20 protein-coding genes and 6 tRNA genes are annotated in these 21,354 nt (G+C 70.7%); 17 read left to right on the top strand and 9 right to left on the bottom strand.

Annotated elements, in window-relative coordinates; genetic code table 11:
- Positions 1–32 precede the first annotated feature (32 nt).
- Positions 33–1,265 carry a uroporphyrinogen-III C-methyltransferase gene (gene cobA / locus GSY65_RS06085; RefSeq protein WP_159766333.1) on the top strand — a complete coding sequence of 411 codons (1,233 nt, stop codon included), beginning with the start codon at positions 33–35 and terminating at the stop codon, positions 1,263–1,265.
- Positions 1,266–1,328: 63 nt separating this feature from the next.
- The gene (locus tag GSY65_RS06080; protein WP_159766332.1) at positions 1,329–2,147 is read left to right on the top strand and encodes a TrmH family RNA methyltransferase; all 819 of its coding nucleotides are present in this window, start codon (positions 1,329–1,331) and stop codon (positions 2,145–2,147) included.
- Between the two features lie 120 nt (positions 2,148–2,267).
- On the opposite strand, the gene GSY65_RS06075 is transcribed toward GSY65_RS06080, so the two are convergent.
- Positions 2,268–3,572: a serine/threonine-protein kinase gene (locus GSY65_RS06075; RefSeq protein ID WP_159775646.1), complete on the bottom strand. Its 1,305-nt coding sequence runs from the start codon at positions 3,570–3,572 to the stop codon at positions 2,268–2,270.
- A 638-nt stretch (positions 3,573–4,210) separates the two neighbouring features.
- On the opposite strand from GSY65_RS06075, the gene GSY65_RS06070 reads away from it, so the two are divergent.
- The 3 genes from GSY65_RS06070 (at position 4,211) to GSY65_RS06060 (ending at position 6,121) form a co-directional block, all read left to right on the top strand.
- Complete coding sequence (locus tag GSY65_RS06070; protein ID WP_159766331.1) at positions 4,211–4,411, top strand: hypothetical protein; 201 nt, start codon at positions 4,211–4,213, stop codon at positions 4,409–4,411.
- Positions 4,412–4,799: 388 nt separating this feature from the next.
- Positions 4,800–5,738, top strand: coding sequence for a phosphotransferase family protein (locus GSY65_RS06065; RefSeq protein WP_159766330.1), 939 nt, complete (start codon positions 4,800–4,802; stop codon positions 5,736–5,738).
- An 86-nt stretch (positions 5,739–5,824) separates the two neighbouring features.
- Positions 5,825–6,121: a TFIIB-type zinc ribbon-containing protein gene (locus GSY65_RS06060; RefSeq protein ID WP_159775644.1), complete on the top strand. Its 297-nt coding sequence runs from the start codon at positions 5,825–5,827 to the stop codon at positions 6,119–6,121.
- A 53-nt stretch (positions 6,122–6,174) separates the two neighbouring features.
- On the opposite strand, the gene GSY65_RS06055 is transcribed toward GSY65_RS06060, so the two are convergent.
- From GSY65_RS06055 to GSY65_RS06035, 5 genes are all read right to left on the bottom strand, one after another.
- Positions 6,175–6,246: transfer RNA gene (locus tag GSY65_RS06055), tRNA-Val, on the bottom strand.
- Between the two features lie 34 nt (positions 6,247–6,280).
- Positions 6,281–6,352, bottom strand: a tRNA-Val gene (locus tag GSY65_RS06050).
- A 34-nt stretch (positions 6,353–6,386) separates the two neighbouring features.
- Positions 6,387–6,458 (bottom strand) — tRNA-Val (locus GSY65_RS06045).
- 1 nt (position 6,459) lies between these two features.
- Positions 6,460–6,533: transfer RNA gene (locus tag GSY65_RS06040), tRNA-Cys, on the bottom strand.
- A gap of 38 nt (positions 6,534–6,571) precedes the next feature.
- Positions 6,572–6,644 (bottom strand) — tRNA-Gly (locus GSY65_RS06035).
- Between the two features lie 156 nt (positions 6,645–6,800).
- Between GSY65_RS06035 and GSY65_RS06030 the strand changes: the two genes are divergently transcribed.
- From GSY65_RS06030 to GSY65_RS06020, 3 genes are all read left to right on the top strand, one after another.
- Complete coding sequence (locus GSY65_RS06030; RefSeq protein WP_159766329.1) at positions 6,801–7,844, top strand: chorismate-binding protein; 1,044 nt, start codon at positions 6,801–6,803, stop codon at positions 7,842–7,844.
- Positions 7,841–8,662, top strand: a complete 822-nt coding sequence (locus GSY65_RS06025) for an aminotransferase class IV (RefSeq protein ID WP_159766328.1) — start codon at positions 7,841–7,843, stop codon at positions 8,660–8,662. The genes GSY65_RS06030 and GSY65_RS06025 overlap by 4 nt, the downstream gene beginning before the upstream one ends.
- 66 nt (positions 8,663–8,728) lie before the next feature.
- Positions 8,729–9,553, top strand: coding sequence for a GNAT family N-acetyltransferase (locus GSY65_RS06020; RefSeq protein WP_159766327.1), 825 nt, complete (start codon positions 8,729–8,731; stop codon positions 9,551–9,553).
- A 151-nt stretch (positions 9,554–9,704) separates the two neighbouring features.
- On the opposite strand, the gene GSY65_RS06015 is transcribed toward GSY65_RS06020, so the two are convergent.
- Positions 9,705–10,223: a DsbA family protein gene (locus GSY65_RS06015; protein ID WP_159766326.1), complete on the bottom strand. Its 519-nt coding sequence runs from the start codon at positions 10,221–10,223 to the stop codon at positions 9,705–9,707.
- Between the two features lie 255 nt (positions 10,224–10,478).
- Here GSY65_RS06015 and GSY65_RS06010 point away from each other — a divergent pair, with 255 nt between their 5' ends.
- A complete protein-coding gene (locus GSY65_RS06010) occupies positions 10,479–10,934 on the top strand; it encodes a hypothetical protein (protein ID WP_159766325.1) in 456 nt (151 codons plus the stop codon).
- Between the two features lie 188 nt (positions 10,935–11,122).
- The gene (locus GSY65_RS33215; protein ID WP_201452458.1) at positions 11,123–11,278 is read left to right on the top strand and encodes a hypothetical protein; all 156 of its coding nucleotides are present in this window, start codon (positions 11,123–11,125) and stop codon (positions 11,276–11,278) included.
- 101 nt (positions 11,279–11,379) lie between these two features.
- Here GSY65_RS33215 and GSY65_RS06005 read toward each other — a convergent pair whose 3' ends face one another.
- Both GSY65_RS06005 and GSY65_RS06000 read right to left on the bottom strand, forming a co-directional pair.
- Positions 11,380–11,940 (bottom strand): CGNR zinc finger domain-containing protein, encoded by a 561-nt coding sequence (locus GSY65_RS06005; RefSeq protein WP_159766324.1) that lies wholly within the window; start codon positions 11,938–11,940, stop codon positions 11,380–11,382.
- A gap of 414 nt (positions 11,941–12,354) precedes the next feature.
- Positions 12,355–12,768, bottom strand: a complete 414-nt coding sequence (locus GSY65_RS06000; RefSeq protein WP_004002642.1) for an SsgA family sporulation/cell division regulator — start codon at positions 12,766–12,768, stop codon at positions 12,355–12,357.
- A 191-nt stretch (positions 12,769–12,959) separates the two neighbouring features.
- Between GSY65_RS06000 and GSY65_RS05995 the strand changes: the two genes are divergently transcribed.
- The 7 genes from GSY65_RS05995 (at position 12,960) to GSY65_RS05965 (ending at position 21,315) form a co-directional block, all read left to right on the top strand.
- Positions 12,960–13,439, top strand: a complete 480-nt coding sequence (locus tag GSY65_RS05995; protein ID WP_159766323.1) for a TIGR02611 family protein — start codon at positions 12,960–12,962, stop codon at positions 13,437–13,439.
- 79 nt (positions 13,440–13,518) lie between these two features.
- Positions 13,519–13,593, top strand: a tRNA-Val gene (locus GSY65_RS05990).
- 1,071 nt (positions 13,594–14,664) lie between these two features.
- Positions 14,665–15,954 (top strand): ABC transporter substrate-binding protein, encoded by a 1,290-nt coding sequence (locus tag GSY65_RS05985; protein ID WP_159766322.1) that lies wholly within the window; start codon positions 14,665–14,667, stop codon positions 15,952–15,954.
- A complete protein-coding gene (locus GSY65_RS05980; protein WP_201452457.1) occupies positions 15,954–16,952 on the top strand; it encodes a carbohydrate ABC transporter permease in 999 nt (332 codons plus the stop codon). Before GSY65_RS05985 ends, GSY65_RS05980 begins: the two co-directional genes overlap by 1 nt.
- Positions 16,952–17,845 (top strand): carbohydrate ABC transporter permease, encoded by an 894-nt coding sequence (locus tag GSY65_RS05975; RefSeq protein WP_159766320.1) that lies wholly within the window; start codon positions 16,952–16,954, stop codon positions 17,843–17,845. Before GSY65_RS05980 ends, GSY65_RS05975 begins: the two co-directional genes overlap by 1 nt.
- A gap of 13 nt (positions 17,846–17,858) precedes the next feature.
- Positions 17,859–18,461, top strand: coding sequence for a hypothetical protein (locus GSY65_RS05970; RefSeq protein WP_159766319.1), 603 nt, complete (start codon positions 17,859–17,861; stop codon positions 18,459–18,461).
- A 106-nt stretch (positions 18,462–18,567) separates the two neighbouring features.
- Positions 18,568–21,315 carry an exo-rhamnogalacturonan lyase family protein gene (locus tag GSY65_RS05965; protein WP_159766318.1) on the top strand — a complete coding sequence of 916 codons (2,748 nt, stop codon included), beginning with the start codon at positions 18,568–18,570 and terminating at the stop codon, positions 21,313–21,315.
- Positions 21,316–21,354 lie beyond the last annotated feature (39 nt).

The following is a 21,354-nucleotide window of genomic DNA, read 5'->3' as shown; positions in this document are numbered from 1 at the left end:
CGCACTGCTGCCGCTAGAGGAGCCGCACCCTCATGGCCGAACATCCCGCCTACCCCGTGGGCCTCCGCCTCTCCGGCCGCAAGGTCGTCGTCCTCGGCGGCGGCCAGGTGGCCCAGCGCCGCCTGCCCGCCCTGATCGCCGCGGGCGGCGACATCCTCCTCGTCTCCCCGACGGCCACCCCCTCGGTGGAGGCCATGGTCGACGCCGGCGAACTGATCTGGGAGAAGCGGCCCTACGCGGAGGGTGACCTCGCCGACGCCTGGTACGCCCTCATCGCGACCGACGACACCGAGGCGAACATCCGTGCGTCGGCGGAGGGGGAGCGGCACCGCGTGTGGTGCGTCCGCGCCGACGACGCCGACGCGGCCACCGCCTGGACCCCGGCCACCGGGACCAGCGAGGGTGTCACCGTCGCCGTCCTCACCAGCGACGCCAAGGGCCGCGACCCCCGCCACACCGCCGCGATCCGCGACGCCGTGGTCGAGGGGCTCCGCGACGGCACCCTGGTCGCCCCGCACCATCGCACCCGTACCCCCGGCGTCGCCCTGGTCGGCGGCGGACCCGGAGACCCGGACCTGATCACCGTGCGGGGCCGCCGCCTCCTCGCCGAGGCCGACGTGGTCATCACCGACCACCTCGGCCCGCGCGACCTGCTCGCTGAACTGCCGCAGGGCGTCGAGGTGATCGACGCGGCGAAGCTGCCGTACGGCCGGTTCATGGCCCAGGAGGCCATCAACAGCGCCCTGATCGAGCACGCCCGGCAAGGCAGGTCGGTCGTCCGCCTCAAGGGCGGCGACCCCTTCGTCTACGGCCGCGGCATGGAGGAGGTCCAGGCGCTGGCCGAGGCGGGCATCCCCTGCACGGTCGTGCCCGGCATCTCCAGCTCGATCTCGGTCCCGGGCGCCGCCGGCATCCCCGTCACCCACCGGGGAGTGGCGCATGAGTTCACCGTGGTCAGCGGCCATATCGCCCCCGACGACGAGCGTTCCCTGGTCGACTGGCCGGCCCTGGCCCGGCTCACCGGAACGCTGGTGATCCTCATGGGCGTCGGCACGATCGGCAAGGTCGCCGAGACCCTGATCGCGCACGGCAAGTCCCCCGACACCCCCGTGGCCCTGGTGCAGGAAGGCACCACGGCGGCCCAGCGCCGGGTCGACGCCACGCTCGCCACGGTCGCCGAGACGGTCGTCTCGGCCGAGATCAAGCCGCCGGCGGTCATCGTCGTCGGCGAGGTCGTGACCGTAGGCCCTCACCCCGCCAAGTAACCGCGGGTAACCCACCCGTGCCGAGCCGTTGGCACCACACCCAGGACAAGGCAGTATCACTCTGTGGCCGAACTCATCACCGTCGAGGACCCCGCCGACCCGCGCCTGCGTGACTACACGGGCCTGACCGACGTCGAACTGCGCCGCAGACGTGAACCCGCCGAGGGCCTGTTCATCGCCGAGGGCGAGAAGGTCATCCGCCGGGCCAAGGACGCCGGGTACGAGATGCGCTCGATGCTGCTCTCCGCCAAGTGGGTCGACGTCATGCGCGACGTCATCGACGAACTGCCGGCCCCCGTCTACGCGGTCAGCCCGGAGCTGGCGGAACAGGTCACCGGCTACCACGTGCACCGCGGCGCCCTCGCCTCCATGCAGCGCAGGCCCCTGCCGTCGGCGGTCGACCTGCTGGGCTCCGCCCGCCGGGTCGTGATCATGGAGTCGGTCAACGACCACACCAATATCGGTGCGATCTTCCGCTCGGCCGCCGCTCTGGGCATGGACGCGGTCCTGATCTCGCCGGACTGCGCGGACCCGCTCTACCGCCGCAGCGTCAAGGTCTCCATGGGTGCCGTCTTCTCCGTGCCGTACGCCCGCCTGGATGTCTGGCCGAAGGGCCTCGACGCGGTGCGCGACGCCGGCTTCGCCCTTCTCGCCCTCACCCCGGACGAGAAGGCGAAGTCCCTCGACGAGGCGGCCCCGCACACGATGGACCGTGTCGCGCTGATGCTCGGCGCCGAGGGCGACGGTCTCTCCACCAAGGCGCTGATGGCCGCCGACGAATGGGTCCGCATCCCCATGGCGCACGGCGTCGACTCCCTCAACGTGGGCGCGGCGGCGGCCGTTGCGTTCTACGCGGTGGCGACGGGGCGACCGCAGGCGTGACGTCGCGGCCGAGAGGCCGCGGCGGCGAGCTGCCCGTACGCGGGGCCGCGATGCACCAAGCGATCACGACCCCGGTCCGGCCTGCACCTGGGCACCCGGGACCCGGCACCCGCGCGACGGTCAGTCGTCGTCCGGCTCCAGGACCGTCCGCTCGTGCCGCACCTCGTCCGCGCCGAGTCCACGCGCCGGACCCTGACATCCCTGGGCCGCGGCGATGCCGAGTGCGGCCAGCAGCGTCACCACGACGAACACGACGAGCCGCTGACGCAGCAGCCGCGGGTTGGCGGGCCTGCGTCCGGTGCCGTTGGTACGGGGGCCTGGGCGCCCGGCGCCGCTACGAGGTGCGGGCCGCTTCCCGGAGCCGGTGGCGCCGCGACCCGACGCGGACCCGCCCCGGGGCCGGGAGCCACCCCCGGTCCGTGCGTCCCCGCCGGGCCAGGAGCCTCCTCCGGGGCGGGGCAGCGGCGTCCTCTGCTGCGTCGTCCGGGTCTCGGGCGGCTGCCGCAGCGTGCGCTGCTCGACGTACTGCTCGGCGAGCCGTCCCGAGGGCCGGTCCGGGTCGCTGCGCGGTGCGGGCGGCCGGATGTCCGACAGCCCCTGCGCCTCGCGGGCCGCGATCTCCTTGAGTCGCAACGACAGTTGCAGGGTGCTGGGCCGCTCCTCCGGGTCCTTCGCCAGGCAGGCCCTCACAAGCGGGGCGAGCGCGTCCGGCACCCCGCGCAGCTGCGGCTCCTCGTGCACGACCCGGTAGAGCATGACCTCCGAACTGCCGTGGCCGAAGGGGGAGTCGGAGGTCGCCGCGTAGGCGAGCGTGGCCCCGAGGGAGAAGACGTCGGTGGCCGGGGTGACGGCGGCACCGCGCACCTGCTCGGGGGCGAGGAAGCCGGGCGACCCCACGGCCGTGCCGACGTGCGTCAGCGTCGAGGCGCCGGTCGCCCACGCGATGCCGAAGTCGATGATCCGCGGCCCCTTCGGGGACAGCAGGATGTTGGACGGCTTGAGGTCGCGGTGGACGACACCGGCCTCGTGCACCGCCACCAGTCCCTCGGAGAGTGCGGCACCGACCGCGGCCACCTCGGCGGCCGTGAGCGGCCCCTCCTCGTTGACCTTGTCGTGCAGCGAGGGCCCCGGTACGTACTGGGTGGCGAACCAGGGCCGCTCCGCATCCAGATCCGCGGCGACCAGCCGGGCCGTGCACCCGCCTCTGATCCGTCGCGCGGCCGACACCTCGCGTGCGAACCGCGACCGGAACTCCTGATCCTCCGCCAGGTCCGGCCGGATCACTTTCAACGCGACTCGCTGTCCACGCCGGTCGGAGCCCAGGTAGACGACGCCCATCCCGCCCGCGCCGAGCCGTCTGTGGATCCTGAACGAGCCGACGACGCGCGGGTCCTCGCGCCTCAGGCGCATCATCGCCATGTTCATCCCCGCTGCCCGTTCCGTCTGACGAGCCACAGCTTACGTTTCCACGGCCGGGCGTGCGCAGAGGCCGCGCCCTCGCGCCCCGATCGATTGTCGGCCCCGCGCGCACGGCATGAAAGGCAGTCAGGGAACAGCAGTTCGGGCAGGTGTTGAGTCCCGTGTCGACTCAACGCCCGGACGGAAAAGGGGGATTGGTGAACTGGCAGGAGGGTCGGTGAAGGGGGTGGGGGACGTCGGGAACATGACATGCAGAGGTGAGGTGATCGTCCTTGCCGTGGACCGCCGGACGCGTTCGGCGGCCCGCCGGGGCGGGGTGGAAGTGAGCGAAGTCACCCTCCCGTGCACCCCTCCCGTCCGCGCGGCGTGACCACCGACAGAAGGGACACTCCAGGCATCTCCCGGCCGTTCCCTCCGGGAAGACCCCGAGATCCAGGACCTCGTCTCCACCCTGGGGAGTACGCCGCAGGTCATCGCTCATCCTCCGGGAGGCCCGCCAATCGGTACGAGGGCATGACGACCCTTTCCCGCCGCGCGCCTAGATTTGAGGTCAAGCGGCGGGTGCAGCACTCGTCCCCCGAGGTCAGGCACCCGCCGCTGCCCACGACAAGCACCACAGACAAGATCGGTCAGGAGGAGGGATCATGGCCCACACGGCACCGCGGACGGCACTCCGCCCGCGAGAGCGCAGCGTGTTCACCGCCGAACGCCGGGCGGGCCGCCGCCACCCCTTGGTGGCGACCGCGATGGTCCTCCCCCTGGCGGCCCTGCTCGTGTACGCCTTCGGCGGCTGGGAGGCAGTGGTCACACAGGCGTCGTCCGTGGGTGTGATGCTGGGGCGCTGAGCGGCGACTCCAGGCCCGGAAGAGCGGTCCGGGCGGGGACATCCATCCATGAAACCCCGTGGGGACGGGGGTGCGGCGGACGGCAAAGAGACGCCCGCGCAGCTGGGGAGCTGCGCGGGCGTTGCCTTTCGCCCCGAGAACCTGCGGCCCCGACTCAGCCGCTCCGGACTCCGTGGCCCGGACCCCGAGGCGACTGCTGACCCCTCCGGCGTCGCGCCCACGTCCACCTTGGACATGGCGGGCCTCATGGCGTCCGCCGTCGCCGTCCGCCCGCGCCGGCCCGCGGAGTCCGCCGTCGCCGTCCGCCCCCGCGACGGGCGGTCGTCGCGTCGGCACCCGACTGCGTAGGCTCAGCGCCAGTGTGCCGTACCTTCCGCAGGGGGAGCCCATGACCACCACGGACGTCCTGCCCGCCCTCAGGGCAACGGTGCGGGGCGCGGCCCACCCGCAGGCGGCCCGCTGCTCCCACCCCGACGCCGTTCTCGCGGAACGGGAGGACGGCACGGTCGTCCGCCACGCCGACACGGTCGCCAAGGCCCACGCCCCCGACACGGACCCCGCCCACCTCGCGCTCCGTCTGGCGGTCGCCACCGCCCACCCCGACATCCTCCTGGCTCCCCTCCGCCCCGACCCGGCAGCCCTCCACGGCCGACTGATCACGTTCTGGCCGTACGGCACCCCGGTCGACCCCGAGGCCCCCGAGGACGCTCCCTGGGAGGAGGCGGCCACCCTCCTCGCCCGCCTCCACCGGCGCCGGCCACACCCGGGTCTCCCCCCGATGCGGGGTCCCGTGAAGGCGGCTCGAGCCGTCGCGCGGCTCACCGGGACCGCGGTGGACCACCCCGCCGCACCACCCGTCCTCGGCGCCTGGCGCGCGCTCCCCGCCTGGGCGAGGGCCGAGGTCCCCATGTCCGCCCCGACCGCCCTCTGCCACGGTGACCTGCACCTGGGCCAGCTCGTCCGTCACCCGGTGTCCGGCGGCGCCTGGCGCCTGATAGACGTCGACGACCTCGGCGTCGGCGTCCCCGCCTGGGACCTCGCCCGCCCGGCCGCCTGGTACGCCTGCGGCCTGCTCCCGCCCGACGTCTGGGCCTGTTTCCTGGACGCCTATCAGCGGGCCGGCGGCCCCGCGGTCCCCGCCGACGCCGATCCCTGGCCGGTACTGGACGTATCGGCCCGCGCACTCACCGTGCAGACTGCCGCGCTGGCCATCGCCAAGGCCACGGCGGCCGACCGCCCGCTCGACGACGTGGAGGGGGCCGTTATCGACGCATGTGACCGAATGAGTACCGTCCCGCCGGAGTTGGCGAGCGATTTCCCGAAGTAGGGTGCAACCGACCACCGCCGGGCAGTGTCTGTCCTGGCGTAACGCGAAGCAGCACCAACGGCGAGGAGTTGAGCCGAACCATGCACATGCAGTGTCCGAAGTGCCATGCGTCGATGCACACGTACAACCGCAACGGTGTCCAGATCGAGCAGTGCAGCGGCTGCCGCGGGATCTTTCTCGACTACGGCGAGCTGGAGGCGCTGACCCGGCTGGAGTCCCAGTGGGGCGGCCCGGCCGTTCCGCCGCCCCCCGCCGCCCCGCAGTACCCGGCCGGCGGCCACCACTCCGCCCCCGCCTGGGGCGCCCCGCACGGCGGCCACCACGGGGGGCACCACGGCGGCCACCACAACCGCGGCTTCGGTCACATGCTGTTCTCCAGCTGACCCCACGCACGCCGAAGCCCCCGGACGCGGATACCGCCGGGGGCTTCGAGATGTGGACGATACTGGGATTGAACCAGTGACCTCTTCCGTGTCAGGGAAGCGCTCTCCCGCTGAGCTAATCGTCCTCGGGCGTGATCCGAAGATCACGGTGATACCGCGTGCGCGATACTGGGATTGAACCAGTGACCTCTTCCGTGTCAGGGAAGCGCTCTCCCGCTGAGCTAATCGCGCGGGACAGATCTTCGATGATCCGTCGAAGATCCAGTGGACGATACTGGGATTGAACCAGTGACCTCTTCCGTGTCAGGGAAGCGCTCTCCCGCTGAGCTAATCGTCCTTGGAGGTGGAGACGGGATTTGAACCCGTGTAGACGGCTTTGCAGGCCGTTGCCTCGCCTCTCGGCCACTCCACCAGGAGTGAGGGGTTCGGGAAGATCCCCTTGTTCCTTCGAGCGGACGACGAGGCTCGAACTCGCGACCTCAACCTTGGCAAGGTTGCGCTCTACCAACTGAGCTACGTCCGCCTGTCGTTTCGGTCCGCTCTCGCGTCCCGGCGACGAGTTGAACTCTAGCGGATTCCGGGGCCAGTACAAAAACGCGTTTGTGCAGCGTGCTGCGGTGCGCCCTCTCCGCCACCCGGCCGGGGCCGCCCGGCGGGTGCCCGTCCTAGACTCGACCGCGTGTCCGAACTGCCTCCTCTCGCCCGCTTCGGCAACCGCGTCGCCACCGGTCTCGTCGATGTGACCAGCGATCCCGCCGCCCTGGGCTCGTCCGGGTTCTGGGCCGTCCGCGCCGATTTCGAGGGCGGTGTGGTGTGCGCGCGCTTCCGTGACGTACGGCACGAGCCGGTCCCGCGGCCGGTGCCGGGGCGATGGCGCGGTCCGGCCGTCGAGGACTGGACGTCGTCGCTCGACCGCGCCGCGTACACGGCGGGCGTGCGCCGCATCCGGGAGCACATCGCCGCCGGCGAGGTCTACCAGGCGAACCTCTGCCGCGTGCTGTCGGCGCCCGTCGCGCCGGACGCGGACGTGGACGCGCTGACCGCGCTGCTGGCCCGCGGCAACCCGGCACCGTTTGCCGGAACGATTCGCCTGCCTGACCACGGCGTGGAGATAGCCACCGCCTCGCCCGAGCTGTTCCTGCGGGTCGACGGCCGGGTCGTCGAGTCCGGCCCGATCAAGGGGACCGGACGGACCGAGGCCGACCTCCTGGAGAAGGACTACGCCGAGAACGTGATGATCGTCGACCTCGTCCGCAACGACATCGGCCGGGTCTGCGCCACCGGTTCCGTGACCGTCCCGGACCTCTGCGTCGTCGAGAAGCACCCCGGGCTCGTCCACCTCGTCTCGACCGTGCGGGGCGAGCTCGGCGCGGACGCCGGCTGGCCGGAGCTGCTCGCCGCGACCTTCCCGCCGGGCTCGGTCACCGGCGCGCCGAAGTCCAGCGCCCTGCGGATCATCGACGCGTTGGAGACGGCGCCCCGCGGCCCGTACTGCGGCGGCATCGGCTGGGTCGACGCCGACCGGGGCGCCGGAGAGCTGGCCGTCGGCATCCGCACCTTCTGGATCGACCGGCCGTCGGGCGAGCTGCGGTTCGGTACCGGCGCGGGCATCACCTGGGGGTCGGACCCCGAGGCGGAGTGGCGGGAGACCGAGCTGAAGGCCGCCCGGCTGCTCGCGGTAGCGTCGGGAACGTACGAGGCGAGTGGGAGGACCCCTACGTGAAGATCTGGCTCGACGGCGGACTGCAGGACATCGACTCCGCCCGTGTCTCCGTCCTCGACCACGGGCTGACCGTGGGCGACGGCATCTTCGAGACCGTCAAGACGGTCGACGGGCGGCCGTTCGCGCTCACCCGGCATCTCGACCGGCTCACGCGGTCGGCGCGCGGCCTCGGCCTGCCCGAGCCCGACCACGACGAGGTGCGCCGTGCCTGCTCCGCCGTCCTCGACGCCAACCCGATGCCTCTCGGCCGGCTGCGCGTCACGTACACCGGCGGTGTCTCCCCGCTCGGATCCGACCGCGGCGACCTGGGACCCACCCTCGTCGTCGCCCTCGGAGAGACCTCCCGGCGCGCCGACTCCACCGCAGTGATCACCGTCCCGTGGACCCGCAACGAGCGCGGCGCCCTCACCGGCCTGAAGACCACCTCGTACGCGGAGAACGTCGTCGCGCTCGCCCGCGCCCACGAACAGGGCGCCAGCGAGGCCCTGTTCGCCAACACGGTGGGGCGGCTCTGCGAGGGCACCGGCTCCAACGTCTTCGTCGTCCTCGACGGCGAGATCCACACCCCGCCGGTCGCCTCCGGCTGCCTGGCGGGCATCACCCGCGCGCTCGTCGTCGAATGGACCGGCGCCCGCGAGACGGACCTGCCGATGGACGTCCTGGAGAGCGCCGACGAGGTCTTCCTGACGTCGAGCCTGCGGGACGTGCAGGCCGTGCACCGCGTCGACGCCCGCGAGCTGCCGGGCGCGTCCGGCCCGGTCACCGCCAAGGCCATGCGGATCTTCGACGAGCGGTCCGGGAACGACCTCGATCCGTAGGGCCGATCCGTAGAGCCTGTCGATATTCGGCAGACAGAGGGCGGTGAGGCGGGTAGAACACCCGTGATGACCACCACCCTGCGGCCCATCGAGCCGCTCCAGTACGCAGCCGACGGGTCCCGTTCGCGCCGCTACCAGGTGTGCGTGAACAGCCGTCCCGTCGGCGCCATCCACCTCGGCACCCGGCCCGCCCCCGCGTCCTCGGCCGCCCGGATCCTTGACCTGCGGATCGACGAACCGGACCGTCGGCGCGGCCGGGCCACGGTGGCCGCGCTGGCCGCCGAGGAAGTCGCCCGCGGCTGGGGCTGCCGACGGATCGAGATGTCCGTCCCGGCCGGTACGGAGCCCGCCCTGCGGCTGGCGGAGACGCTCGGCTACGTCCTGCGCAACCGCCACATGCGCAAACCCCTCGACGGGGCCCCGCCCGAACTGCCGGAGGGCAGCCGGGCCCGCCCCATGAGCGACGCCGAGTTCGGCCCCTGGAAGGAGGCCGGGCTCGACGGCTACGCCCAGGACCTGATCGCCCACGGGGTGCCCGAGGAGGAGGCGTACGCGCGCGCCGCCGAGGGCTACGCACAGTGCCTGCCCCACGGACCGGCCTCCCCGAACAACGTGTGCAGCGTGCTGGAGCACGAGGGCGCGAGGGTCGGCACCCTGTGGGTGTGGCTGACGGCCGACGCCGCCTGGGTCTACGACGTGGAGGCGGACGCCGCGCACCGGGGACGGGGCCACGGCCGTTCGCTGATGCTGCTGGCCGAGACCCAGGCCCGGGCGGCCGGCCGAAGCGTCCTGATGCTCAACGTCTTCGCGGGGAACGTCCGCGCCGAGTGCCTCTATGAGTCCCTCCGCTACGAGACGACCACCTACCACTTGTCCAAACCGCTGCTCTGACGGCGATGCGGGGGCGGCGGCGTGGGGGCCGCGATGTGCCGGGCGGCGGTGCGCGTGGGCGACCTCCGCCGGGGCGCACGAACAGGGCTCGCGCCGGCGAGGACTGCGGGTGTGCCTCCGCCGGGGGGCGCGGGAGGACGGTGCCGGGCTGTCAGGCGCTCCCGGCCAGCAGGCGGTCGGCGATCTCCTCGATGCGCTCGCGCAGTCCTTCCTGGCTCTTGCCGCCGTCGAGGCGCTCGCCGCCGATGACGTACGTCGGGGTGCCGGTCACGCCGATCGCCTTGCCCTCGGCCTGGTCGGCGTCCACGATCAGGATGTGCCGGCCGTCGATCAGCGCGGTGTCGAACTCCTCGGCGTCCAGGCCCAGTTCACGGGCCACCTCCACCAGGAACGGCTCACCCGCGCTGTCCAGCCGCTCCACCCGGCCCAGTACGGCCTCGACGTACGGCCACGCCTGCCCCTGCTCCGCGGCCTCCTCGGCGGCCTGGGCGGCGGCGAAGGCGTGCTTGTGCTTCTCCAGCGGGAAGTGCCGAAGCCGGATGTCGAGCCGGTCGCCGTAGCGGGCCCGCAATGCCCGGAGGTCGTCGAGGGCCTGGCGGCAGTCGGGACACTGGAGTTCGCACCAGACGTCCAGGACGACGGCCGACGGTGCGGGGGAGGAGTCGCTCATGCGATCAGTCTTCCAGCCCACGACCGCACCGGCCCAATCGGCCGCCGTCGTACCTGCCCCAGTTGCCTGCCGCGTGCCGACCCGTCCTGCGTAGGGACGGTCCTTCCGGACCGCCTCGGAACCTGGCGACCCCGAGACGACCCGGAGATCTCCCTGAGGTCTCCCCGGACCATGGCATATCGGGCGCGGGGCGGTGCAGGATGGAAGGGACGGATCGACCCGCCCGACCGACCGCGCTGTGCCTTGGAGGACCGGATGATTGCCGAGACAGTTTGCGCCGCCGTCTCCGCGGCCGGCCTGGGCCTCGCCGCGATCACGGCGTACCGGAAGCGGTTTCTCAGGGCGACCCGCATCGCCGCCTACGCGCTCGTGCCCATCGGCCTGGTGATGACCGGAGTCGTCGAGTGGGCGGCGGACACCGCGTTCAGCCCGACCGCGTGGGCCGGCTTCGGGATGCTGGGCGCCGCCTGGTTCCTCTTCATGACCACCCGCGCCGTGGAGCGGCGCCGGGGCGACACCGGCAAGGACCGCAAGGCGGCCAAGGCGTCCCGCACGGAGGCGATAGCCCCGGCCGCCTCGGCGCCCTCGCTGGGCGGCAGCGCCCGCCCGGCGGGCCGCCCTACCACCGGCTCCCGGCCGACGAGCCCCGGTGCGTCCGCCGCGGACGACTTCAGCGACATCGAGGCGATCCTGAAGAAGCACGGCATCTGACCACACATCCGCCGATCAGCCGTCCTGCACCGGTGGCGCATCGAACGGACTGAAACGACACAGTAGGTCGACCCGCGACGCCGAAGTGATCACGATCGCTCCGGACGTTGTGGATATTGGCGAACTCTCCGTCATTCGCGGTTGGTTGATCGCGCGGAGGGTCCCCGCTGCGTCATCATCGCCGCGAGATGCTGGATACAACAGAACAGAGAGACACCACCGCCCCGCCCGAGGAGCGGCGAGGTTGTCTCTTCGCGCTTTCCCAGCCGCCGCTGATGATCTTCCTAGCGGTGATCGGCTGCCTGCTGCTCATGGCGTCACTGCACGACCTGCTGATGCTCTGAGCCGTAAACGGAGCCCCTGACGTCACCCGTCGAGGGCTCCGTCAGTCCCCAGCATCATCCGCCACGGCCCGTTGCTGTCATCGGTCGCGCGCGGCGGTCCCTCAGCCCGCGGCTTCCTTGCGGCGCGCCCGGTACGCGGCCACGTGCAGGCGGTTGCCGCAGGTGCGGCTGTCGCAGTAGCGGCGCGAGCGGTTGCGGGAGAGATCCACGAAGGCGCGCCGGCAGTCCGGTGCCTCGCAGCGGCGCAGCCGCTCCTGTTCCCCCGCGACGACGAAGAAGGCGAGGGCCATGCCGCAGTCGGCCGCGAGATGGTCGGCGACGGACGCGCCGGGCGCGAAGTAGTGCACATGCCAGTCGTAGCCGTCGTGGTTCGTGAGCCGGGGCGTGGTGCCCGCCGCGGCGACGAGGTCGTTGATGACCGAGGCGGCCGAGCCGGGGTCCGGCGCCGAGAAGACCTCGGCGAACCTGCCGCGTACCTTGCGCACAGCGGCGAGATCGAACTCCGACAGCGTGCCGACATCGCTGATGTCGTGCTCCTGTACGAAGGCGTCGAGCGACGCGACATCAGCGAGCCCGTCCGTCGCCGTGTCGTTCTCCGGTGCGGTGTTCACCAGATCCACCACGGTGTCGAGGGCACACCGGGTGTCGTGGGTGATCAACACGTTTCGCTCCCTGGCCTGCGAGGGTCGGGCAGCCGCCCGCCGATGCTGGCCGATGGTAACGGCTCCCCGGACCGCGCGGACCGGCCCAGAGCCCGGGAAACCGCCGGGGGCGTGGTCAGAGGGGGTGCGGGTGCCCGAATGATCGGACGGGGCCCGTTCCGCGACCGGACCGGACGCACTCTGTCACGGGCACGCGCTCTGTCATGGGCACGCGCTCTGTCATGGGCACGCGCTCTGTCACGGGCACGCGCTCCGTCACGAGGGCGTGCTCCGTCACGGAGCGCGCATACGGACGCCGCCGCGCGGAGAACCGCAGCGACGGCGTCGATCGGTCGGCCTGAGCCGTATGCGGTTGTCCTGGCCCGAGCCGTCTCCCCGAGTGGACGGCGCCGGGCGGCTCTGTGGGGTCTCGGTCTAGCTCTCCGCCAGGATGTGCGAGAGCTCCTGATCGAGGTCGAAGTGCCGATGTTCCGTGCCGGGTGGCACGGCGGCGTCTGTGCGCTTCAGGAAGGACTCCAGAGCCCGCGCCGGGGCTTCGAGCAGCGCCTCGCCCTCCGGAGAGCTCAGGGCGATGCAGACGACGCCCTGACCGTGACTGCGCGACGGCCAGACTCGGACGTCGCCGGTGCCGGTGGGCCGGTGAAGCCCTTCGGCGAGGAGGTCGCGGGCGAACACCCATTCGACCGTTTCCTCGGCTCCGGTGTGGAAGGTGGCGTGCACGGCGTAGGGATCGGCCGTGTCATACCGCAGTCCCGCGGGAACAGGCAGTGAGGACTCGCTCGACACAACGAGGCGCAGGTGCAGCTCGCAGCTGACCGTGGTGTTCATAAGCGCCAAGGCCTTTCGCTCAGTGTGCGCTCGGGGATTCGCACGTCGGCGAAATCGACATGCCACCTACGGTGCCGTTGTAAACCCCTCTGGGAGTTTTGCGTCGCTTTTGGTAGCTCATCCGGCCGAGGTCGACTTCGTCCGGTACGACCATTCCGGTGACGGGTTTCTCTCCGGTAGGGTTTGGCTGTATGGACACGGGGAGTGACGGAACGGGGGAGGTCGCGGTGGCGGCCGACAGGACGAACGCCGAGACGGGTGTAGCGAACAGCGGGGCCGATGTGGCGAAGGAGGAAGCGCCGCTCGGATCGCGTGCGCCGGAATTCGTCAAGGCGCGCCGGATGCTGCACCTGAGCTGGCAGGTCGCTGTCTTCGTCATCGGCCTCGCGGTGGTCGTGACCGGTGTGATCATGCTTCCCCTCCCGGGCCCCGGCTGGGTCGTGATCTTCGGCGGCATGGCGATCTGGGCGACCGAGTTCGTGTGGGCTCAGCTGGTGCTCCGCTGGACCAAGCGGAAGGTCACGGAGGCGACCCAGCGTGCCCTCGATCCCCGGGTCCGGCGCCGGAACCTCATCCTCACGACGATCGGCCTGGTCATCGTGGCCGTCCTCGTCGGGGTCTACCTCTGGAAGTTCGGCTTCGAGATGCCCTGGAACATCGAGAACCAGTAGCCGCGGCCCGGACCGCCGCCAAGCCTCCGCACCGTGTCCGAGGCACCCCCTGACATGGGGTAATGTTCTTCCTGCGCCCGGGCGATTAGCTCAGTGGGAGAGCGCTTCGTTCACACCGAAGAGGTCACTGGTTCGAACCCAGTATCGCCCACCACTCGAAACGACCTGGTCCACGGACTCCGTGGACCAGGTCGTTTCGCATGTAAGGACAGCGGGACGGCATGCGCTCGCGACGGCCTCGGGAGGCTGCGTGGGGCGGAGTTCCGGCAGGTGGCAGGCGGCGGGGCCAGGGGTGGGCGGCCCGAGGGTAGAAGCTCTGCATCAGGGACCGTATGCGGCCCAGACCCCACCTTCAGGTGCCGAGCGATCCCGACATCGTAGGGGCGAAGACCGGACATGGAAGTGGCCGGAATCAGCCGTCGGGCCGTGACTGTCGACGGGCGCGTTCGCTGGCCTCAGGCCGTGCACGCACGCCTCGCAGGCGGCCCACCCGTATGCCCTCCCCGACCCTTGACCCCGGCCTCCGCGCATAACCTCACGCTCCACGCCGCAGACGTGTCCCGTCCCCCGGAAGCACCCGCAGTCTGCTGGCCGGCTCCCATGAACCCCCTGCTCGGAGTCGTGTCAAGCAGTCCGCATTCACCTGCCGCCCGCCCTCGTCCGCCCCGAACAATCCCACGCCAAGACCCCCACCCTTGCTGTCATCCCCCCGCCTGCCCCGCCCGTCCGTCGCCCTCCCCTCGGCCCCCACCGCAGCTCCGCGCACCCCCACCTCAAGGTCCTCGCCTACCCCGAGGTCCTGGCCCCGCCCCACCCTCAGTCCTCCCCTGTGCGTCTGCATGTGGCCATTTTCGACCCCTCGTCACCCCTCGCCCCTGTCGCCGACACCCACCCGAAGGCCCTCACTCAGAGTCAGTCTCCGGAGCCGGATGGTGCGGGTCCGCCTCGCGCCGTGCGGCGGGACCTGACTCCTTTCGGTCTCGCCGAGGCTCCGGCCAACGGCCTGTCCAGCGTTCGGCGGGTCGGACATAACTCTCCCACCTGCAGGTTTACTTGACGGCCGGTCATCCGCGCGGCCGTGTGACCGCGCGCGGCGTCCCCTCCGCTTTCCATCAATTCCTGTCCGAATCATTGACGTCTCCTGAGGGGCTCCGTACCTTGTGCCAGCAAGCGCTTACTTGAAACGATTCATGAGGCGGACGCAACGTCGCGGGGAGGCCTGACCATGCACCAGGACAAGAATGTTGAGAGGCGGACTGTCCTCAAGGCGGCCGGAGCCTCACTGGCCGTCGCGGGGCTCGGAGCGACGGCCACGGCCTGCGGCGGCGGCAGCGGGTCGGGGGACGGGACGGTGACGATCCGTTACGCCTGGTGGGGTGCCGAGGACCGGGCGGAGCGCATCAAGAAGACCATCGCGCTTTTCGAGAAGAAGTACCCGAAGATCAAGGTGAAGACCGACTTCCAGGTCTATCCGGACTTCTGGAAGAAGTTCAACACGCAGGCCTCCGGTGGAAATCCGCCGGACGTCTTCCAGAATGCCATCGGTTTTCTGCGGAAATACGATGCGAAGAACGTGCTGCTCGATCTCAACGCACAGGTCGAGGCGGGCAACCTCTCCCTGGACGGCTTCCGGGCGGGCCTGGAGAAGTTCGGCGAGGTCGACGGGAAGCTGCTCGGTATCCCCGTGGGCTCCAACTCGATGGCCCTGGTGATCGACAAGCCCGTCTACACCAAGTCCGGGGTCAAGCCGGAACAGGGCTGGACCTGGGACGACTTCGACGCGGCGATGAAGAAGATCCGCGACAAGGCGGGGCGGGCCGGCGACAGCGGCATGTACGGCGTCATGTACCTCTACGACCTCTACCTGCGCCAGAACGGCAAGGCGTTCTTCACCGAGGACGGGCTCGGCTTCACCGAGGCGGACCTCAAGGAGTGGTGGACGAAGGCGGAGAAGGGCATCAAGCAGGGCATCTACGCCGACCCCAAGAAGGTCGCCCAGACCAAGCCCAAGTCGGCGGTCGCCGCGGAACTCGCCGCGGGTGAGTTCACCTGGGACAACTTCACCGTCCGCTACACCTCCGAGGGCAAGAGCGAGTACGGTCTGGCCCCCATCCCGACCACCGACGGCAAGAAGACCGGCCAGTACCTGGGCTCCCTCATGCTCAGCGCGTCCAGGCGCACCCAGCACCCCAAGGAAGTCGCGCAGTTCATCAACTTCATGGTGCACGAGCCCGAGGTCGCCAAGATCATGGGCTACGACCGGGGTGTGCCCGCCACACAGGCCCAGTACGACGCGTTCAAGCCGACCGACCCGGTCAACAAGGCCATCGCCGAGTACGAGGAGTCCCTCGTCGCGGCCGGTGTCCTGGAGCCCATCACCCCGCACCCGAACGGCGCGGACATCTGCGAGGCCGGGTTCATGCGCATCGCCGAGGAGCTCGCGCTGGGCAAGCGGTCGGTCGACGACGCCGTCAAGCAGTTCTTCACCGAGTCGAAGACGGCTCTCGGCAGCTGATGGGAACCGCCGTGACACACGCCCCTGCGACGGAGGACCTGACCAAGGACTCCGAGCCGCGGCACCGTCCGGCCAAGTCTCCCCGCCCCGCCGCCCTCAAGCGGCGGGGCCGCCGGGAGACCCTGGCCGGCTACCTCTTCATGTCGCCGTGGATCGCCGGGTTCCTGCTGCTGACAGCGGGCCCGATGGTCGCCTCGCTCTACTTCGCCTTCACCGACTACAACCTGTTCGACGCGCCACGCTGGATCGGCCTCGACAACTTCTCCGAGATGTTCGCCGATCCGCGCTGGCAGAACTCGGTGAAGGTGACGCTCTGGTACGTCGCCGTCGGCACGCCGATCAAGCTGATCGCCGCCCTCGGGGTGGCGCTGCTGCTCGCCCAGAAGCGGCGCGGTCAGGCGTTCTACCGGGCCGCCTTCTACGCGCCGTCGCTGATCGGCGCGAGCGTCTCCATCGCGATCGTGTGGAAGGCGATCTTCTCTGACGACGCCATCGTCGACCGTACGCAGAAGCTGTTCGGGATCGACGTCGGCGGCTGGACCGGTGACCCGGACCTGATCATCTACAGCCTCGTGGCGCTCACCGTCTGGCAGTTCGGCGCTCCGATGGTGATCTTCCTCGCCGGTCTCAAGCAGGTCCCGCGCGAGCTGTACGAGGCGGCCGAGGTCGACGGGGCGGGGACGTTCCGCCGGTTCTGGAACATCACCCTGCCGATGATTTCCCCGGTCCTGTTCTTCAACGTCCTGCTGGAGACGATCCACTCCTTCCAGATCTTCAGCTCGGCGTACATCGTCGGCGGCGGTGCCGGCGGCAACGCCTGCGGTCCGGCCGACGGTTCGATGGTCTACACCTGTTATCTGTACGTCCAGGGCTTCGAGAACAGCCGGATGGGCCTGGCCTCCGCCATGGCCTGGGTGCTGCTCGTCGCGGTCGCCCTGGTGACGGCGGTGCTGTTCTGGTCCCAGAAGCGCTGGGTGCACTACGAGGAGGGTGCCTGATGAGTGCACAGGCCACCGAGATCACCCCGGCGCCCACGGTGAAGGGCGGCGCCCTCCGGCGCAGGCTGCCCGGCTCCCTCGCCTGGCACATCGGGTCCCTGCTGATCCTCGCGGTGATCCTCTACCCGGTGATCTGGGTCGTGGGGGGCTCGTTCAAGAAGAGCGACGACATCGTCGGCAGCCTGGACCTCTTCCCGAGCGACCCGATCATCTCCAACTACACACGGCTCTCCGACGGCATCGCCGACATCCCCATCTCCACGTTCTTCGTGAACTCGCTCACGCTCGCGGTGGGTTCGGTGATCGGGATCCTGGTGTCCTGCTCGCTGACCGCGTACGCCTTCGCGAAGATCAAGTTCGCGGGCCGGAACCTGCTGTTCACGCTGATGATCGGCACGCTCCTGCTGCCTTACCACGTGCTGCTCATCCCGCAGTACGTGCTGTTCCGCAACATGGACATGATCAACACCAACACTCCGCTGCTGCTGCCGAAGTACCTGGCGACTGAGGCGTTCTTCGTCTTCCTGATGGTGCAGTTCATGCGGAACCTGCCCCGCGAACTCGACGAGGCCGCCCGGCTCGACGGCTGCGGGCACTTCCGGATCTACTGGTCGATCGTGCTGCCGCTGTCCCGGCCCGCCCTCATCACCAGCGCGATCTTCACCTTCATCAACGCCTGGAACGACTTCATGGGCCCGCTGATCTATCTGAACGACCCCGAGAAGTACACCGTCTCGCTCGGTCTGAAGATGTTCGTGGACCAGGACGCCGTGGCCAACTACGGAGGCATGATCGCGATGTCGCTGGTGGCCCTGCTGCCGGTGCTCGCCTTCTTCCTCGCCTTCCAGCGCTATCTCATCGACGGCATGGCCACGTCCGGCCTGAAGGGCTGAGGTGAAACGGATCATGGCCCAGGCCCGGGTGGGGACCGCGAAGCCCCGAGGGGAGTCGCCGCTCGCCGAACGGTTCGCGCTGTTCGCCGAGTGCCTGCTCGCCGGGGTGTGGATCGCGGTGGCCGCGCTGCCGCTCGTGACGTACCCGGCGGCGTTCGCCGCCGGTTCCCGGCATCTCCGCCGCCGTACCGCCCACGTGGGCGGCGGACTGCGCGAGTTCGTGGTGGACTTCCGGGCGGCGCTGCGCGGCGGGTGGCTCGTCGGGCTCGCCGGCTGGGCCGCGCTCGCGGCGGTGTGGGTCGACGTCCAGGCCGTGCGCGCCGGCATCCCGGGCGGGCCGCTGGTCGGCGCCGTCGGCGTCCTCGCCCTGATCGGCGCCGCCGTCACGATGCTGCGCGCGGCGGCGGTCTGGGAGCCCGGTGCCGCCTGGCGGGCCCTGCTGGGGGCGGCCGGGCGCCGGACGGTGCTCGACCCCGCCGGGTCCTTCCTCGTCGTCGGCGGACTTGCCGTGGTCGCCTGCTCCGCCTGGTTCACCGCCCCGCTGGCCGTTCCGGTCCTCGGGGCCGTCGCCGCGGCGGCCCTCGCCGTGGAGGAGCGGTACCGGCGCCGCCGCTGACCGGCCGCGGTGCCTCGCACCAGGTCGGCGCCCCCGGCGCCGCACCTCTCTCTGTCATGCCCCTGACCACCCCGCACGCAAGACCCCCGTACGGAAAGGAAAGGCCATGTCCCCCATCGACCGCAGGTCCCTGCTCAAGGCGGCCGCCGTCGCCGGAGCCGCCACGCAGTTCAGCTGGGCGCTAGGGAGTACGGCCGCCCAGGCGGCACCGAGAGCCGAGGCCGCCGAGGCGGACCCGGTCACCCTGGACTGGCTGGAGGACGGCGGCCTCGGCGCCGCGCCCGGCTCCACCGTGGGTGTTCCCTGGCCGAAGGGCGCGTACGAGAAGGAACAGTCGTTCTCCCTGAAGGACGAGGACGGCAAGGACATCCCCGTCCAGTCCTGGCCCATCGGCTACTGGCCCGACGGCTCCCTGAAGTGGACCGCCCACGCGGTCGGCGCGGGCGCCGGCTCCGGCAAGCTCACCCTGACCGCGGGCACTCCCGCCGCCCCGGCGAAGAAGGTCACCGTCGACCAGCGCGGCGGCACGATCGACGTGTCGACCGGCGTCATCACCGCGAGGATCGGCAAGAGCGGCTCCACCCTCGTCAAGTCGGTGCTGCGCGGCTCCACCGAGGTCGCCCGCAGCGGCCGCCTCGTCCTGCTGCGCCAGCCCGAGATCGAGGACGGCGACCAGGGCACGGTGAAGTACGAGCGTTTCGAGAGCGTCATCGACGAGGTCGAGGTCGAGCAGGAGGGTCCCGTCCGCGCCGTGGTCCGCGTCGACGGCAAGCACCGCAAGGGCGGCCGCAGCTGGCTGCCCTTCTCGATCCGCCTCTACTTCTACGCCGGCGCTGAATCGTTCCGCATGGTCCACACCATCACCTTCGACGGGACCCAGGAGCCCGGGAAGGCGAGCGGCGACTTCATCCGCGGCATCGGCGTCCGCTTCAAGGTCCCGATGCGCGACGCCGCCTACGACCGGCACATCCGCATCGGCGGCGAGGGCACCGGTCTGCTCCGCGAGGCCGTCAAGGGCGTCACCGGACTGCGCCGCGACCCCGGCTCCGCCGTGCGCACCGCACAGTTCGAGGGGAAGAAGCTGCCGGACCCGTCGACCTGGGACCAGCGGGTCACCACACGCCTGCAGTACATCCCCGAGTGGGGCGACTACACGCTCTCCCAGCTCTCCGCCGACGGCTTCTCCGTCCGCAAGCGGACGAAGAAGGGGCACGGCTGGATCCCGGCGGGCGGCGGCCGGCGGGCGAGCGGCTTCGCGTACGTCGGCGGGGCGAGCGGGGGATTCGCCGTGGGACTCCGGGACTTCTGGGAGAAGTTCCCCGCGCAGCTCGACATCCGGGACGCCCACACCGACGAGGCCGAGGTCACCATGTGGCTCTGGTCCCCCGAGGCGCAGCCCATGGACCTGCGCTTCTACCACGACGGCATGGGCCAGGACACCTACCCCGAGCAGCTCGAAGGTCTCAACATCACCTACGAGGACTACGAGCCCGGCTTCGGCACCCCCTACGGCATCGCCCGCACCAGCGAACTCCTTTTCTGGGCCCACGAGTCGACGCCCGCCGCCGACGACATGGCCCGGCAGGTGGAGGCGGTCCGCACGCCCCCGCAGCTTGCCGCGCCGCCCAAGCAGCTCATCAAGGCCGGTGTCTTCGGCAAGCTGTTCTCCCAGCCGGACCGCTCCACCGCCGCCAAGGCGAAGATCGAGGACCACCTCGACTTCCTCTTCACCTACTACAAGGACCAGGTGGAGATGCGCCGTTGGTACGGCTTCTGGGACTACGGCGACATCATGCACAGCTACGACCCGAGCCGTCACCAGTGGTGCTACGACGTCGGCGGCTACGCCTGGGACAACTCCGAGCTCTCGCCCGACCTGTGGCTGTGGTTCGCGTACATGCGATCCGGCCGCGCCGACATCTTCCGCTTCGCCGAGGCCATGACCCGCCACACCGGCGAGGTCGACGTCTACCACCTCGGCAAGTGGGCCGGTCTCGGCACCCGGCACGGCGTCCAGCACTACGCCGACAGCGCCAAGCAGCAGCGCATCGCCAACACCACCTACCGCCGCTACTACTACTTCCTCACCGCCGACGAACGCGTCGGCGACCTCATGCACGCCAACGTCGACTCCGACGAGACGTTCCTCGTCCTCGACCCCATCCGCAAGATCCGCACCGAGCCGTACACACCCGACCGCAACGCCCTGTCGATCGGCTTCGGCACGGACTGGTCGGGCCTGGTCTCCGCGTGGCTGACCGAGTGGGAGCGGCGCGGCCCCAAGTGGGAGAAGGCCAAGGCACGCGTGCTGTCGACCATGGAGACCATCGCCGCGCAGCCCAACGGCTTCGTCCAGGGCACCGGGCTGTACGACCTGGACACGGGGAAGTTCGCCGTCGCGGACAAGCCCGTCGTCGGGGTGTCGCACCTGTCGGCGATGTTCGGCCTGGTCGAGATGTGCGCGGAACTCATCGACCAGATCGACATGCCGAAGTTCAAGGAGGCATGGCTGGACTACTGCCGCTACTTCAACGCCACGAAGGCCGAGCAGGCCGCCCGCTACGGCTCCAACTTCGGGACGCTGCTGCTCTTCCAGGGGCACTCGCGGCAGGACGCCTACGCGGCCGTGCAGTTGGGCGACGACAAACTCGCCGCCCGCGCCTGGCGGCAGTTCTACAACAGCGCCGACACCTGGGACTACAAGGAGTCCACCGACTGGTCCACGAAGAAGGTCGAGGGCCCGACCGGGCTCGTCCCCGGCAGCGAGGCCGCGTGGGTGTCCACCAACGCGACCGCGCTGTACGGACTGGCCGCCATTCAGAACCTGGCGCTCGTCGGCGACAAGATGCCGTGACGCTCCGCTGAGGGAACAGAGGGCGTCACGGAGGTGGGG

Source organism: Streptomyces sp. HM190, assembly GCF_009857135.1.
Classification (GTDB): domain Bacteria; phylum Actinomycetota; class Actinomycetes; order Streptomycetales; family Streptomycetaceae; genus Streptomyces; species Streptomyces heilongjiangensis.
This window is presented reverse-complemented; position numbering and strand designations above follow the sequence as displayed.